At 48.0% G+C, this 14,906-nt stretch carries 16 protein-coding genes; 15 read left to right on the top strand and 1 reads right to left on the bottom strand.

Going from position 1 to position 14,906, the window contains the following annotated elements:
* The first annotated feature begins 409 nt into the window (after window positions 1-409).
* From cas6 to BLO51_RS12235, 15 genes are all read left to right on the top strand, one after another.
* Window positions 410-1,156 (top strand): CRISPR-associated endoribonuclease Cas6, encoded by a 747-nt coding sequence (gene cas6 / locus BLO51_RS12300; protein ID WP_090671793.1) that lies wholly within the window; start codon window positions 410-412, stop codon window positions 1,154-1,156.
* A 166-nt stretch (window positions 1,157-1,322) separates the two neighbouring features.
* Window positions 1,323-2,846 carry a hypothetical protein gene (locus BLO51_RS12295; protein ID WP_090671790.1) on the top strand — a complete coding sequence of 508 codons (1,524 nt, stop codon included), beginning with the start codon at window positions 1,323-1,325 and terminating at the stop codon, window positions 2,844-2,846.
* On the top strand, window positions 2,843-5,125 hold the full coding sequence (cas10, locus tag BLO51_RS12290) for a type III-A CRISPR-associated protein Cas10/Csm1 (RefSeq protein ID WP_090671784.1): 2,283 nt from the start codon (window positions 2,843-2,845) through the stop codon (window positions 5,123-5,125). The genes BLO51_RS12295 and cas10 overlap by 4 nt, the downstream gene beginning before the upstream one ends.
* Window positions 5,126-5,629 carry a type III-A CRISPR-associated protein Csm2 gene (csm2, locus tag BLO51_RS12285; RefSeq protein WP_090671781.1) on the top strand — a complete coding sequence of 168 codons (504 nt, stop codon included), beginning with the start codon at window positions 5,126-5,128 and terminating at the stop codon, window positions 5,627-5,629.
* A gap of 6 nt (window positions 5,630-5,635) precedes the next feature.
* The gene (gene csm3, locus BLO51_RS12280; protein WP_090671778.1) at window positions 5,636-6,301 is read left to right on the top strand and encodes a type III-A CRISPR-associated RAMP protein Csm3; all 666 of its coding nucleotides are present in this window, start codon (window positions 5,636-5,638) and stop codon (window positions 6,299-6,301) included.
* Entirely contained in the window at window positions 6,298-7,236 is a 939-nt protein-coding gene (gene csm4 / locus BLO51_RS12275; RefSeq protein ID WP_090671775.1) for a type III-A CRISPR-associated RAMP protein Csm4, read from the top strand. Before csm3 ends, csm4 begins: the two co-directional genes overlap by 4 nt.
* Before the next feature lie 155 nt (window positions 7,237-7,391).
* Window positions 7,392-7,553, top strand: a complete 162-nt coding sequence (locus BLO51_RS29770) for a hypothetical protein (protein WP_217266733.1) — start codon at window positions 7,392-7,394, stop codon at window positions 7,551-7,553.
* A gap of 354 nt (window positions 7,554-7,907) precedes the next feature.
* Entirely contained in the window at window positions 7,908-8,129 is a 222-nt protein-coding gene (locus BLO51_RS28575) for a hypothetical protein (RefSeq protein ID WP_143006878.1), read from the top strand.
* A gap of 257 nt (window positions 8,130-8,386) precedes the next feature.
* Window positions 8,387-9,019, top strand: coding sequence for a phospholipase D-like domain-containing protein (locus BLO51_RS12265; protein ID WP_090671765.1), 633 nt, complete (start codon window positions 8,387-8,389; stop codon window positions 9,017-9,019).
* A 380-nt stretch (window positions 9,020-9,399) separates the two neighbouring features.
* Window positions 9,400-9,771 carry a hypothetical protein gene (locus BLO51_RS12260; protein WP_090671762.1) on the top strand — a complete coding sequence of 124 codons (372 nt, stop codon included), beginning with the start codon at window positions 9,400-9,402 and terminating at the stop codon, window positions 9,769-9,771.
* Window positions 9,772-9,822: 51 nt separating this feature from the next.
* The gene (locus tag BLO51_RS12255; RefSeq protein WP_090671759.1) at window positions 9,823-10,758 is read left to right on the top strand and encodes a helix-turn-helix transcriptional regulator; all 936 of its coding nucleotides are present in this window, start codon (window positions 9,823-9,825) and stop codon (window positions 10,756-10,758) included.
* A gap of 77 nt (window positions 10,759-10,835) precedes the next feature.
* Window positions 10,836-11,093 (top strand): zinc ribbon domain-containing protein, encoded by a 258-nt coding sequence (locus BLO51_RS12250; RefSeq protein ID WP_090671756.1) that lies wholly within the window; start codon window positions 10,836-10,838, stop codon window positions 11,091-11,093.
* A 195-nt stretch (window positions 11,094-11,288) separates the two neighbouring features.
* Window positions 11,289-11,972: a lysoplasmalogenase family protein gene (locus BLO51_RS12245; RefSeq protein ID WP_143006877.1), complete on the top strand. Its 684-nt coding sequence runs from the start codon at window positions 11,289-11,291 to the stop codon at window positions 11,970-11,972.
* A 44-nt stretch (window positions 11,973-12,016) separates the two neighbouring features.
* Window positions 12,017-13,549, top strand: coding sequence for an aldehyde dehydrogenase family protein (locus BLO51_RS12240; RefSeq protein ID WP_090671753.1), 1,533 nt, complete (start codon window positions 12,017-12,019; stop codon window positions 13,547-13,549).
* A 30-nt stretch (window positions 13,550-13,579) separates the two neighbouring features.
* The gene (locus BLO51_RS12235) at window positions 13,580-14,203 is read left to right on the top strand and encodes a sterol desaturase family protein (protein WP_090671751.1); all 624 of its coding nucleotides are present in this window, start codon (window positions 13,580-13,582) and stop codon (window positions 14,201-14,203) included.
* 83 nt (window positions 14,204-14,286) lie between these two features.
* On the opposite strand, the gene BLO51_RS12230 is transcribed toward BLO51_RS12235, so the two are convergent.
* Complete coding sequence (locus BLO51_RS12230) at window positions 14,287-14,751, bottom strand: MarR family winged helix-turn-helix transcriptional regulator (RefSeq protein ID WP_090671749.1); 465 nt, start codon at window positions 14,749-14,751, stop codon at window positions 14,287-14,289.
* Window positions 14,752-14,906: the final 155 nt, after the last annotated feature.

The following is a 14,906-nucleotide window of genomic DNA, read 5'->3' as shown; positions in this document are numbered from 1 at the left end:
TGCCTTCACTGTTTTGAACGTACCTATAAGGAATTGAAACTTGTACAGAAATAAAGCCGTAAAAATGACAAGTACCCAGTTTTGAACGTACCTATGAGGAATTGAAACGCATAGCGTCGTGGGCGAGGCGGTGCGCCTGGTCGAACGTTTTGAACGTACCTATGAGGAATTGAAACTACCATGCGAACGAGGTTGGGATGAGTATAATAAAAGTAGTTTTGAACGTACCTATGAGGAATTGAAATTATTGTAATGGATACAGCAGGAAGTGGTATGTCTATTTGTTTTGAACGTACCTATGAGGAATTGAAACTACCCTTCAGGACCAGGCATCGTTCGATATTCACGTAGTTTTAAACCTACCTACGAGGAATAGGAAGTTTGGTATAAACTCAAGGAGGCAAGCTTAGTGCGTATACGAATCAAATTCCAATTCAAAGAAAAGTTAGATGTTCCGGTTCATCATCAGGAGCTACTCCACGGTATGATTTATCATTGTATTGGGGATGACGAATTTCGGGATCGGCTCCATAACATTGGATTTCCATATGAGAAAAGGCAGTTTCGCATGTTCTGCTTCTCCAAATTAATGGGAGCCCATCAATTCGAAAACGGCAGGATCGTCTTTACGTCGCCGGTATCGTTTCTTTTTTCGAGCTCTCATGATCGATTGGTTAGCGAATTGGCGACTACGTTGTTTGCCAAAAAGGAACTGTATATCGGCCAAAATCGCGTAACCATGGCAGGCATCGAAGTGGTGGACGAAAAAATAAGCTCCGCCATGCATATCCGAATGATAACGCCTGTAACGATGTACAGCACCTTGATCGAAAATAATCGTAAAAAAACATACTATTACTCACCGGCAGAAGAAAAATTTTCCGAACTGATAGCCAATAATGCCCGCAAAAAGTACGAGGCCATTTACGGTAATCCGGCTCCGGAAACAAGCTTAGAGCTAACACCGCTGGATTCTCGAAGCCTAAGACCCAAAACGGTTCTATTCAAAGGTACGATTATCAAAGGGTGGATGGGCGATTTTCGATTAACGGGTCATCCGGAACTGCTTCGTATCGTTCATCAGGTAGGCATCGGGGCTAAGTGCTCGAATGGGATGGGTTTGTTTACAGTGGTTCGTGAATTGAACGAAAAGTGAATAAACGATAATAACAAAAAGTCGTTCATCTACAGAGATGAGCGATTTTTGTCGTTTATTAGGAAAACGTGGAAATATTTTTAGGATGAATGGAAGGAAAAAGGTTTTGTGTGTCAAATATAGTAGTATTGGTTCATTTTCACTTTTTTTATAGGGCGGTGGAACTATGGCAATCGTGTTGGCCAATATCGGAACTTCCGATGTACAAAGAGACGGTTCTCGAATACCAGAAGAGGAACGCCTTAATGCATTCAACTTTATGAATGAAGATTTACTGGGGCAAACGAATGTATTTCAACCTGAGTTCCCGATTATGAGGTCGATTGAAAAACTGCTTAGCTCCAAAGAGGAGTACCTGGAATATCTCATTTTGTTCTATACGGAACAGGAAGGCTTAGATTTCCGCAGTTCGGATACCTATAAGGATTTTGAATTTATTCGCTTAGCGATAGCACAGCAGAAGTTGTTCGAAAGTCATAATCCGATACTTCTGGGGTATCCGATTCACAAAGCACCTTATTCTTATGATCGGATGTTTTTTCATTACCGGCAGGCGATGGAGCAAATTATGCGCCAACTGACTGAAAAACATGTAAATTTAAACCAACCGTTTTATGTTTCGGTGGCGGGAGGAACGCCGGCGTGTAATTTCGGACTGCTTCATGCTGTTAATGCCACGAGAGAGCTTCCCCGCAACAAGCAATTCATCTACTCCCCGCGCCCAGCGAGGAAAGAAGATCCGCAGCCGCCTGCGGTGGAGATTGAGGTTGACGCTTATTTGTCTGTCGACGAGCTTCTGTATAACTTTCGGGAATTGTTCGAAGGGCATCATTACGGTCAAATCAAGAAGCTGCTGGAAAGCTTCAAGCTGCTTCAAGAAAAGGATGTGACAGAGGTCCATTTTCTTGATGCGCTGCTCTTGCGTAAAAATTTGCAGTACGATAAGGCTGTACAAAAGTTGAACCGTATAACGAACGCTGACTTTAAAAAAGAAGCATTTTTCAATAAGTGCTTCGTTGATACACAGAGTTTGATGAACGGAATCAAGATCAACGAGGAGCAGGTGCAGGAAAAGCTTCACAAACCGGAGATCAAGAGGCTGCTCGAAGAGCAATACTGGAAGCTCGAAAACTATTATGCTCTTGAGCAATATAACGACTGGGTTACCATGTTCATGAATTTGTATGAGAATATGCTTCGTCTCAAAGCAATAGATGGGATTGGAACAGCGCCAAATGAACATAGTTCCGGTCAGTTGAGGGAAGCCATTCGTTCGTGGGCGACGATTCATGGTGTGGATTCACTTCGAACAGATGATTTTATATGTGGAAAAAGAAGATATCCAACACGCCACACCTATGAGAAGATCGTTTCTGCTCTGGAACCGGACAGCTTGCTTGGCAAGAATAGTCCGCTCGCATGCAAGCTGGATCATATTTATGAAGAACGTAACAATCTGATACACCGTTTCGGGGGCTTGACCAAAGAAGTGATAAAGGACACATTCAGCCTGGCCAACTGGCAAACCGAGCTTAAAGGATTGCTGCACAAGGAGTTTCATTGTCAGCTAAAAGAGAATCCGCTCACTGAAATTCATGACGGTTTCCTTCATTGGCTCCGTCACCGGCTTCACCAGCGCGTAATGTCTCGTGAAATGTATAGGGAACAAGGAGGTGAAAAAATGCAATGAAAGAGACGATAGTCGCTTCGTATTATTATCTGCTATATCATACATTAAGACATTCTCTGGCTGCTTCCGATTTTGAAGCTCATATGGAGTGCATGCGTCAACAGCAAAAGGCAGTCCAAGGAGAAAAAGTGCTTCAGATCCTTGAACAATTACAACAGGGACGCGAGGATCAGGCGAGCCTACCATCCATTCGTAAAGCTCTTGACATCCTAGGCATCATGCCTGAAAACGATGCTGACTCGCTGAGAAGATTATCTTCCGTTTTTTGCTATATCGAACTGGAGCAGCGTTACGAGCGGCAAGCTGTCTATGATTTCGCGGAATTGAGTGAGCGCGCTATTTTTCCGAAGGAGGAGCAGGCGGAGCTTTCGGCCGATCCTCAGGCGTACGTTCAGAAGTTTGTGAGTTCCTTGAACCGGCTTTGGAAGCGGGAGGACTTATCGTTTGAAGCGTTTTTCGCGAAATTAAAGAATACGGTAGAGCATTATGCCTGGTGCATAGCATCCGGATCTAAATCGTCCCATCAATACGTGCCCGTCTCGGAACAATGCAGTATGCTTGGGGCTTTGGCCGCAGCGTTATCCAGCGAAAGAATGGAAGATTCGGGACGGATGACGTTAGTTGTCGGTGATCTGTCCGGTATTCAAAGATATATTTTCGATATTGCCCAGACAGGGGCAGGAAGTGTAGCAAAGCGTCTGCGGGCCCGTTCGTTCTTTCTTAGCGCGCTATCGGACATCATTTCCCATCGAATCGTTCATCGTTTCGGTTTGCCGCTTTCGAATATTGTGATGTCTTCGGGAGGCAAATTTTATATTTTACTTCCGGGCGGGACAGCTACGCTTCAAGAACTGGAGCGTCTCCAGAAAGAATTAGACCATTGGTTTCTGGAACAATACCACGGAGAAATCGCTTGTAATCTGGCTGGCGAGGTCATTGTTGCGGATGACTTGACCCATATGGACAAGATTATGGAACGATTGAACCTTACGCTGCGCCAACGCAAAATGAATCCCCTACTCCAAGGGCTGACTACAGGGGAATGTTGGGATACGAACAATTGGCTTGTTCAGCAGCAGGAGACGGGCCGCCGATGTTCGGTTTGCAAGAAATTCGCGGTAGACGAAGGGGAGCTATGTAAGCACTGCCGGTTCGATGAGGAAATGGGACAGAGGCTGGTTCGAGCGCGTTATTTTGTATATCGCTATCCTTCGCAGCGCGGCCTTCCCGTTGTAGACGGATATAGCGTAGAGGCTGTGGAGTCTCCTCCGGCCTACGAGGACAGTATTTATTTGGTATACCGGTTGAATAGTCCGGCCGTGGATACGGATGACCGTCTACCGATGGTAACGAAATACGCTGCAAACTATATTCCTGTAGCAGACGAGAACGGTTGCCCGCACTGTCTTGCTAAAGACGATGCTCACGATCCGGTCAGACCGGGCGCTCCTTTGCAGTTTGAGTGCATTGCGGAATCCGCAATCGGGGCCAAGCAGCTTGCTTACCTGAAGGCGGACGTCGATTATTTAGGCAGTGTTTTCGTGTTTGGCTTAAATAGGGATGGTCAGGCAGTCCAGCTTCAACAAATCGCGGTGCTTAGCAAAATGCTGGATTTATTTTTTTCAGGTTGGGTGCATAGGATCATCTCCGAAAAATACCGCAGGGTATACACGGTTTTTTCAGGTGGAGACGATCTGCTTCTAATCGGGGCTTGGGATGAGATCGTTCATTTGGCTCAAGAGCTTCATCTGCGATTCCGTGAGTTTGTCGGGGATAACCCGAATTTGACGTTATCTGCCGGGATCACGTTCTGCAAGTCGCATCAACCTGTGGCCAGGCAGGCGGCAGTTGCGGAGGAGGAATTGGATCGGGCTAAGGAAAGTCCAAGCCGAACCCGCCCGGAGGGCCGCAATCAAGTGTCTGTCTTGCAGCAGGCCATGAACTGGGAACAGTTTGCTGAGTTTTGCGAAGAGGCGAAGCGTCTGGCTGTGATGTGGGAGCAAAAGCAGGTTACCTCGGCGTTTCTCTACCGTTTGTTGGATTATGCGGAGATGTATCGGACTTATGAGGCTGGGGACACTCAGGGGCTGCGGTTTTACCCGAAGCTCTCTTATGATATTGCGCGCAATTTGTCCGACGAGAAGGATAAAGAGGTTAGAATTTGGGCCCAGCGTTTTCTCACAATACAGGAAGATCATCCTTTTTTAACGTTACGACCTTTAATTCAGATGAGCAGATTGTATCGTTTAAATGACGTCATCGGAAAGGAAGAGATGTAAATGTGGCCGGAACGTTATCTGGAAGATGGGTATTACGACAAGAAGGGGTACCTGCGCAGGGAAATTATCGTCGAACATGCAGAGGAAGTCGCAGACATGCTGGCGGAGAAAGAACTAACGAGTGCTACACTACATCGCTTTTACAATATGGTGCTTGGGATCGTGCAAAAGTTTCGTACTACAGGAGAGTATGATAGGGTTCGTCCCCAAATCGATGAATTAGAGAAATTCGCTGCGCAAGCGATGAAAAGAAAAGCATCAAAACCTGCACCTGTGGAGTTTAAGCAGTTTATTCAGAAAAACGTTACGCTTGCTAATAAATCAGAGGAAGGACTCTTGGGATTTTTTCAGCATTTTCAGAGCGTTGTTGCTTTTTTCCCCAATACAGAGGGCGGCGGTCCAAGAGGAAACGGAAATTCAGTACACCGAAACCATGAATCGGAAAAACATAACAGTAGCAAGAAAAATACTTCTTTTCATAAAAACCAATCCACGAGGAGGTAATGTAAGATGAGGCTTGAAAAGCATATAATCATTCGCGGAGTAATTCATTGCCTTAGCGGCTTACGAATTGGAGGTGCTAAAGAACAGCTCGAAATAGGAGGGGTAGAAAATAATATCATTCGACATCCTTTAACCAAGCAACCTTACATTCCAGGTTCTTCTATAAGAGGAAAGATGAGAACATTGCTGGAGTACAAACATTCAGATAAAAATTATAAAGTTCCATGTAAATGCAACACTTGCAAAGTGTGCAAATATTTTGGCGCGTTGAATGCTCAAACTCCAACAAGGGTTTTGGTACGTGATGCGGCTTTAACCGAAAAGTCTCAAAAGCTTCTTCAGGCAGCATTATTTGAGTCGGGTATTCATTTTGCAGAAATAAAAATGGAGAATGTTATCGAAAGAAATACAGGGAAAGCGAATTCGCCGCGTGCGATGGAAAGAGTCCCAGCTGGGACCGAGTTCGATTTCGAGATCAGTATACGTAAATTCAAATTTGATAACGAAGAAGATATCGTGAATACAGTATTTGAGGGAATGAAATTGTTGCAGCAGGATTACCTCGGAAGTTCAGGCGGGCGAGGATATGGGCAAATCGAATTCCGCAATGTCACAGTTGACGGCAAGCTTGAGGATTCGTTTAGGCACGATACTGGCGGGAACGATAAATGAAACTGATACGTTACCGCCTGCACTTTCGTTCGGGATTAGTAACTCCGCTTCAGAGCGATACGCTGATGGGGACATTAGCATGGGCAATGTTGCAGCATTACGGGGAGGGTGAACTGAGCCGGTGGATACAACAGTGTGAAGAGCAGCCGCCTTTTGTTATTTCCAACGGTTTTCCCGGAGACCTGCTGCCGAAATTAATTATGCCTTCGCCTGTTGCCGTATATGGGAAGAATAGCAAACAAGACATGATTCGGGAAGTCAAGTTAAACAAACAGCGAAAAGACCGTAAATGGCTGACAATAAAAGAATTTGACGCGGTGCGAAGCGGACGTGATGTTGATTGGGAGGAAGCAGGGAATCCAACTGTCGTTCGTATGGAGCCTCACGTCATTATTGACCGGTCAACCGGAACGAGTCTGGAGCAAAACGGGCTTTTTGACATCGAGGTAGAATACACTCAAGTATATTCTTTGTACGTACGGTTTCTGGATTCGTCGTATCAGGAACGGTTTGAAGAGCTTCTTACAGCAATCGGACAAGTCGGCTTCGGTGCGAAAAAGAGCAGTGGCAAAGGAGTTTTTCGCATAGAGCGAGTTGATGAGAGTCTTGCCTTTTTGGATGAATGTAAAGATAGCAATGGTTATGCACTTTTGTCCAACTGTGTACCTTCGCGACATGATTCGATGAGAGGATATTATAAAATTGCTACGAAATACGGGAAAGTAGGGGAAAACGCCTCCGGCGGCCGCCACCCGTTCAAACGTCCGTTACTCATGATTCAGCCGGGATCTTGTTTTTATTCGCCAAGCTTGCCTCCTTACTTTGGCACGGTGGTGAGAAATGTTTTACCGGAAAATCCAAAGGTCGTTCAGTTTTGTTTTGGTCTGACCGTTCCCGTGAGGCTTCCGAAGTCAGAAGCAGGAGAGAATGGCTAGGTTTTCAATTGGTTTGAGATATGAGCGGAGAAGGAAGTCCTCGTCCACGAGTGATAATTATTTGAACTGGAACTGAAACTCTGTGCTGGAATGAGATTGAAAAAAAGGTGGAAAAAGATTTATAATTTAACTGTGCATGTTGTCGTCGACCCCCGATGCTGCAAAAAAGCCTGGGGGTCGACGACAACGATAGCCGTGCGGCAGAAGGGTTTGTACCGTTAGCTGAGGGAGAGACGAAATTATGGGATATGTGGAAATGGCGTAGTGGCGGGATTTTTATGGGTTTTGAATGTACCTATGAGGAATTGAAACAATAATTTAAAATTGTGTCAGGAGGTTGATACAACAGTTTTGAATGTACCTATGAGGAATTGAAACCAAATTGGAAATGTATTCGTCTCTGAGCCTTGTATCTTCGTTTTGAATGTACCTATGAGGAATTGAAACCTTGTAATTATCACTGCCATTACATCGTCAACTCCCAAGTTTTGAGCGTACTTATGAGGAATTCTATAGACGGTAATGGACACACTAGTTTATTTGAAAAGGAATTGAGCCATTATGATTAAAAAATCATTGATTTTAGGAATAGGTGCTCTAACAATTAGTGCATTGCATTCGCAGGCGTAATTACTTCTAATGTTCAGGCCAATCGTGACGAGCAAAAAAGTGTGCAAGATGTTACTTTCGATCCTGTACCTCCTGTGCTCTTGGAGCATCATAAACACCCCGATGCTATTCAAACAAAAGATGGTTTTTTCGTGAAAAAGCAAGTGGGTCACAATGATTACAGCAAAGTTGAAACAGTAAACGATCCTTCTAATACGAATGGTAAAACTAAGATAATCATTTATGATGGCAATGTATATGTTAAAGAGGAAAATACTATGTAAGAGTTGATTAAAAGGCTATTCTATTGGATAGCCTTTTTTAATGGCTGTAAGGTGGATATCTGCGACCATCGCGATAGCTTGCGCTGGTAGGCTTAGGCCCGTTCCGCTCGGGCCTCGTCAGGCGCAAAAGACTAACTTGGGAAAATCTTTCTTCCCCCGCTGGTTCAAGGATGGCGGGGATTTTTTTGCTTTTTGTCGAATTTGTGGAGTCGGACATGTTCATGATACTATGGGTAAAAATGTAAAGGAGACAAGCTATGAAAAAGTATCTCGGACTCCTCGCCTTGGTAGTAATGATCATGACTGCCGGGTGTACACAAGCAGAGCCTCAAGCAGTTGCAGCTTCAGAGCAGAATACCGCGCCCGCATCGGTTACGACCCTGCAAGATACACCAAAAGAAGCAGCGAAGCAGCCTACGCCTACGAACGTAGAATTTGCCTTTACTAGAGCCGGGCAGCACCCAGAAAAGGTCCTTATTGATGTGATCAACTCAGCTAAGGAGACGCTGGACGTTGCGATCTACAGCATTACGCATCCGGACATTGTAGCGGCTATCCAGGAGGCAAAGAAGCGTGGCGTCGCAGTTCGAGTCCTTACGGACAAGACCAAATCCGAAGGGAAAACGCAGGGAAAGGCTTTGAAGATTTTAGGCAGCGCGGAGATTCCAATAAAGATCAACAGCCACAGCGGCCATATGCACCTGAAGGTAACGATCGCAGATAAGAAGGTTGTGACTTCCGGATCGTTAAACTACAAGGCTTCGAGTACAAAGAACGATGACGTTCTGGTTGTGATTCGCGAGGAGGGTGCCGCAAAAACATTTACAGATGAATTTGAAAAGATGTGGAACGATACCAAGAATTTCAAACCGATTGAGAAGAAGAAATGATGGTAAAGGGAGCGAAAATCATGTTTTGCATTCCTTCACACGTGCTAAGCTTCATTATTGTCGTGATTTTGTTGGCAGTGATTATTCCTGTTTTGCTTGGTTTTTACGGAATGAATTTTTCTTAGTCCTCAAGAGAGGCCGTAGTGGCTTGGTCGCAACACGGAAGTCGACTTCGCAGGCAAGTTCCCGGTTCAAAACCGATAGTTACCCACACGGTTATACACACAACAATCAGCCTATAGACGAGGAATCGTGCCTATGGGCTTTTATTATTCACATATTCACAGAACAGGTTATGCACATGGATATGTGAAATTGCCGGTTCCCATGAGCAGACTTTTTTAGTATGGTATACTTGTAAATAACAGGGAGGTCCGACGATGAAAAAAGCCTTCGTTTTACTCTTTTTACTGCTGCTTTTACAAGGATGTGCCCGAGATGATCATAACAACCTTATGTTCTCCGGCGAGAGCGAGCATTGGACGGGGGAGCTTGAAGTTTTTCGGATTGGCGACAAAGCGGAGAAAAGATTCACGCTTCGCTATAAATCTAACGAGCAGCTTACGGTGCCGATTGACTTCTCCTATTCTTATTCCGGGGGAAACTACTCGGCAAAAGGCCAGAACATAGAAAATAATAAAATCGTCGCCCGCTCCGTTTCCTCGAATGTCCCTCTTCAAAAGAGCGAGGAAATCCCCATACATGTCGAATGGGACGGAAAAAAGGAGGACGTGATGCTTAAGTCGAAATAATGCTGCTATGATGGAGAGTCCGAATAAAGAAAGGCTGGAGCGGTCTTGCGTTTGGAACGGATACTTGCTGTTTTGATGCTGGTTGTCAACAGGAGAAGAATATCGGCCGCGGAGCTCGCGGACAAAATGGAAGTTTCGGTCCGGACCGTCTACCGGGATATCGAAACGTTGTGCCAAGCCGGGTTCCCGATCGTCGCCTACCAAGGGGCCGGGGGCGGCTTTGCCGTCATAGAGGGCTACCGGCTGGACCGGAACGCGCTGACGTTTGATGAAATCGCCTCGGTCATTTCGGCGTTGAAAGGGATGACGAAGACACTCGACGATGCTCGTCTCGGAACGACGCTGGAGAAATATACGAGCTTGCTCACCGACAAGGAGAAAGAAACCGCCCGCTTCTGGCAGGAGCGGCTCGTCATCGATATGAATCCGTGGGGGGCGGACGGTGCGATGAAGCGGAAGGTCGCCCTGACTCGGGAGGCACTCCAGAAGGAGGTGACCCTCCGCTTCGCTTATACTTCGAACAACAGGGTGACGACCGACCGTGAGGTCGAGCCGATGACGCTTTTGCTCAAGGGCGCAGCTTGGTACTTGTACACGTATTGCCCGCTTCGCGGCGATTTTCGCATGTTCCGGTTGTCGCGGATGTCTCAAGTGATGGTAACGAATAGCCCGTTCGAGCGCAGGGAGCATGCCGGCCTGGAAGAGAAGGACTTGGAACAGATGTGGAATAGCGGCTCCCGGACGGTGACGATGGTGCTGCGCTTCGCGCCTGAGGCGAGAGCTCGGGCGGAAGAGTTTTTCGGCATGGAGGAAGGGCAAACGGGAGAGGACGGTTTCTTGACGGTAGTGCAGACGTATCCCGAGGACGAGTGGGTGTACGGCTTCCTGCTCAGCTTCGGGGACCAAGTTGAAATCCTCGAACCCGAGCGGCTGCGTGTGCTCATCCGGGACCGCGCGGAGCGCATCTGCAAGATATACGGGAAATGAAAAAATAACATGACAAACTGTTGTCATAGTTAGGGGTGTATGCTGTAGCTATTCCCAATCAAATGGAGGTTGTCAAAATGGACAAACAATTTTGTCAAAGCTGCAGCATGCCCCTGAACACTGCCGAAGATTTCGGCACGAATGCCGACGGAAGCCGCAATGAAGAGTACTGCACCTACTGCTATCAAGGAGGGGCCTTCACCTCCCCGGACGCTACCGTGCAGTCGATGATCGAGGAATGCGTTCCGCATGTGGTTGAAGGTCAAGGCATATCGGAGCAGCAAGCCCGCGAAATGCTGAACCAAGTGATCCCTTCGCTCAAACGATGGGCGTAACAGACTAACGTTCCTGTACCAAAGCTTTTCATCATCAGATCCCAAAAGAAGCCGCCGTCGTGCTCTGCGTTATTCGCAGGCGCGTCTGCGGCTTTCATCTTTTTGCTGGACCGTTCTTCTTAACTGAACCGTCAATGAAATGATGGAAAACGGCATATATAGGATATAGAATGGATTTATAATTGGAGGGGTACGATGGGGATTGCTTTGGTGCAGGTTGTTCTTTTTGCATGGGGTCTATGGATGGCAAGGCGGAGAGCGATAAGCAGAGAGGACGGTCTTATACTTCCGCTGTGGGTACGAGTGCTGCTCAGTCTCTCACTGGTTGCGGCGGCGTTCGTGATTTGGCGATCCGACCCGGCGTCGCCTTATGGCCAGTGGGTATTTTGGGGAATGCTGCTGTCGTTCCTCGGCGATCTGTCCATGGCCGGCGTCATTCCTTGGCCGCAACGGCTAATTGGCGGCATGCTGACCTTCGCAGTTGCGCAGAGCTTCTATATGACGGCATTTATTCAAATGATGGCCGCAAGCGGAGGGGCTGCGGGAGGCCGCGGATTATGGATCGGCGTGACTGGCTACGGTTTGCTGCTGGTTGTCGGGTGGCTGTTCTTCATTCGCAATCCCCGTAAGCAAGCCATCCTTAATTATGGAGCGCTTGGATATTGGGTCGGCGGAATGGCCTGCTTTGCTCTTGATCTGGCAATGATGCTAGGGGGAGTCTGGTGGCTGACGGCTCTCGGCGGGCTGATCTTTGTCCTGTCCGATCTGCTGATCGGCGTGACGGATGTCGGAGGGTACAGAATTAAACATAAGGAACTATGGATTTGGTTCACGTATGTCGCCGGGCAGATGGCGATTATTTACGCCGCGGCAGGATGATGTTCGGCGAATAACATAATTTGTAGTGAAATGGAGAGATCGTGGTGGCGTGGAGAGCGGTAAATCCTGCGACAGGAGAAGAAGGAGAGGAAATTCATGCAACGCCGCTGGAAGCGGTAGACCCTATGATGCAGAAGGCCAAAATCGCTTCGACCCGCTGGAAGCAAACGCCGGTAGCGGAACGATTGACGTATTTGCGGCGGATTCGTTACTACATGACGGAGCATTTTGAGGAATGCGCGGAGCTGATTGTTCAGGCAACCGGGAAGCCGCTCGTGGAAGCGGCGACACACGAGCTGTTTATCGTGGCGGATGCGATTAAACATATGGAAGACTGCGCAGTCAGGACGCTAAAGACGCGCAAAGCGAAGACGCCGCTCACCTTGTTCGGGAAGCAATCCACGATTTCCTACCACCCCCGGGGTGTCGTTCTTGTCATTGCGCCGTGGAATTTTCCGTTTCAACTTGCGATGATACCTGCGTTAAGCGCATTAACGGCCGGAAACAGCGTCATTGTCAAGCCTTCCGAGGTGACGCCTACTGTAGGGAACTTGATGGAGCGTATATTCGCGGCGGCGGGATTGCCAGAAGGGCTTGTGCAAATCGCTCACGGGGATGGCACGCTGGGAGCCGCACTTATTGAGGCCAAGCCGGACTATATTTTCTTCACAGGCTCCGTGCAAACAGGCGCCCGGATTCAGCAAGAAGCGGCGAAGCGGCTCATTCCGACTACGCTTGAGCTCGGCGGCAAGGACCCGATGATCGTCTTCGCCGATGCGAATCTCGAACGGGCCGTGAGAGGAGCGGTATGGGGATCGCTCGCCAACAGCGGGCAAGCCTGCATTTCAGTGGAGCGAATCTATGTCGAGCGGCCCGTCTATGCGGATTTTACCGCGCGACTTAAGCAGGAAGTGAGCCGGCTGCGCCAAAATGGAACCGAGGATACGGACTTGGGCTCGATGACCTTCTCGAAGCAGGTGGATATCGTTAGCGATCATGTGCGCCATGCACTGGAGGAAGGGGCCGAGCTGGAGTGCGGACTTCATCCCGAGCAATGGCGGCTCACACAAGGCTTGCAGGTGCAACCTATCGTACTGACGCAGGTGAACCCGCAGATGAAGGTGATGCGTGAAGAAACGTTCGGTCCCGTCATGAACGTCATGCCTTTTGATCATGAGGCGGAAGCCATCGAATTGGCAAACGATTCCTCTTTCGGACTGAACGCGAGCGTCTGGAGCCGGGACTTGAACAAGGCCCATCGCGTCGCCGACCTGCTGGAGTGCGGCGGGGTGTGCATTAATGATGTGATGGTTACGATCGCGAATCCGTACTTGCCTTTTGGCGGGATAAAACAAAGCGGTATAGGACGCTACCATGGGGAAGAGGGTTTAACATTATTTTGCCATCAAAAGGCGGTCGTGCTGGACCGCGGAACGAAACCAGCGGAAGTCAACTGGTTTCCGTATGCGGGCAAATATCCGGTCTTCGGCCGTCTGATTAAAAGCTGGTACGGTTCCAGGAGAAGCCTGTTTGGTTTTATTCGGGCGTACCTTGAGTTGATGCGAAAATCCAAATAAGCGAGCCGGGCAGCGGGAAGGGGATGCGCGATGAGACAACATATCAAAGAGTTTTTTACCCATTTTGATATTAGCGTGATGAGCGTATTGCTGGTGGTGGATTGGATGGTCATTTTGCCGCATGCGAATGAGGGGAAGATATGGCTGGCTCTCGTCCTTGGGATGGCCGGTTATGCATTGAGCGAATATATGATCCATCGTTTTTTGTTTCATATGAAGCCGCCGAAGCATCCCCTGCTGCTTGCTATGCTCCGCCGTCTGCACTATGACCATCATATTTACCCGACCGAATTGCGCCTGCTGTTCCTTCCCGTATGGTACAGCCTCCCGATCATGGCCGGACCGGCGCTTTTCGCTTACTTGGTGACGCGGGATACGGTGCTGACCATCGCTTTTGTTATGGGAGTGATCAGCTTCCTGCTTTATTACGAATGGACGCATTTTGTCGCCCATCGTCCCATCAAGCCGATCACGCCCTGGGGGCGCTGGATGAAAAAAGTTCATCTCTGGCATCATTACAAAAGCGAACATTACTGGTACGGCGTAACCAACCCGCTGTTCGATGTCATGCTGGGCACGTTCCGCGACGAGCAGCAGGTGGAAAAAAGCGAAACGGCGCGCAATCTGGAAGGAAAAGCGGATGCGCGGCTCTAGTCCTGTTCTCAATACTTGGCAAGTTCAATGACCCGTAGACGGACGCTTTGCAAAAAGCGCCCCGCTTACGGGTCATTTTGTATTTAGAGCTTCAAGGCGAGCTGTTCGGTAATTTTGTCGATCATAGCGAAAAACTGCGTCTTCTCCTCGTCGCTCAGCGGTTCAAGCATATCGGTAAGCAGCTGCCGCCGGATTTCCATGGCGCTCTTCACGAAAGCAACGCCTTGCTCCGTGAGCGCGATCCGTACGGTGCGCCGGTCCGAATCGCTGCGCAGACGGACGATCAGGCCGTCTTCCTCCAACTGATTCAGCGCGATCGTCGTTGCGCCGGAGGAAAGCTGCAATTGTTTGGCGATATCGGCGACCATGCAGTTTTGGTTGTGGTAGATGGTCTTAAGCATGTAGTATTTCGTATTGTTCATCCGCATATGCGGCTCTTTGAGCTTTTGTTCGACGAGCTTCATTTTGTATTTCTGGAACGTTTCCATCAGTCTGTTCATCGAGTCGAATTCATGAGCAGACGTGTCCGGAGGCTGGTTTGCGGGCATGGGGCTTCTCCTTACATTTGTTCGAAATCGGGCAGATAGATCAGTATACCGGATTTTATTACTAATTGTGTTCCGTTTTTTTTCATGCTAAAGTTGTTTTATTGCAAAATTACTTTATAACAAAGTAATTAACATATTAAAATATTATGGAGGAG

This window comes from Paenibacillus tianmuensis, from assembly GCF_900100345.1.
Classification (GTDB): Bacteria; Bacillota; Bacilli; order Paenibacillales; family NBRC-103111; genus Paenibacillus_G; species Paenibacillus_G tianmuensis.
Note: the sequence above shows the minus strand (reverse complement) of the source record. Positions and strands in the feature narration are given on the sequence as shown.

What these genes read in the sequence shown, in the direction of transcription:
- cas10 (WP_090671784.1), top strand. Translation starts at nt 2,843, where the DNA reads ATGAAAGAGACGATAGTCGCTTCGTATTATTATCTGCTATATCATACA.
- BLO51_RS12235 (WP_090671751.1), top strand. Translation starts at nt 13,580, where the DNA reads ATGAGACAACATATCAAAGAGTTTTTTACCCATTTTGATATTAGCGTG.
- csm3 (WP_090671778.1), top strand. Translation starts at nt 5,636, where the DNA reads ATGAGGCTTGAAAAGCATATAATCATTCGCGGAGTAATTCATTGCCTT.
- BLO51_RS12260 (WP_090671762.1), top strand. Translation starts at nt 9,400, where the DNA reads ATGAAAAAAGCCTTCGTTTTACTCTTTTTACTGCTGCTTTTACAAGGA.
- csm2 (WP_090671781.1), top strand. Translation starts at nt 5,126, where the DNA reads ATGTGGCCGGAACGTTATCTGGAAGATGGGTATTACGACAAGAAGGGG.
- BLO51_RS12250 (WP_090671756.1), top strand. Translation starts at nt 10,836, where the DNA reads ATGGACAAACAATTTTGTCAAAGCTGCAGCATGCCCCTGAACACTGCC.
- BLO51_RS12265 (WP_090671765.1), top strand. Translation starts at nt 8,387, where the DNA reads ATGAAAAAGTATCTCGGACTCCTCGCCTTGGTAGTAATGATCATGACT.
- csm4 (WP_090671775.1), top strand. Translation starts at nt 6,298, where the DNA reads ATGAAACTGATACGTTACCGCCTGCACTTTCGTTCGGGATTAGTAACT.
- BLO51_RS12230 (WP_090671749.1), bottom strand. Translation starts at nt 14,751, where the DNA reads ATGCCCGCAAACCAGCCTCCGGACACGTCTGCTCATGAATTCGACTCG.
- BLO51_RS29770 (WP_217266733.1), top strand. Translation starts at nt 7,392, where the DNA reads ATGCTGCAAAAAAGCCTGGGGGTCGACGACAACGATAGCCGTGCGGCA.
- BLO51_RS12295 (WP_090671790.1), top strand. Translation starts at nt 1,323, where the DNA reads ATGGCAATCGTGTTGGCCAATATCGGAACTTCCGATGTACAAAGAGAC.
- BLO51_RS12245 (WP_143006877.1), top strand. Translation starts at nt 11,289, where the DNA reads ATGGGGATTGCTTTGGTGCAGGTTGTTCTTTTTGCATGGGGTCTATGG.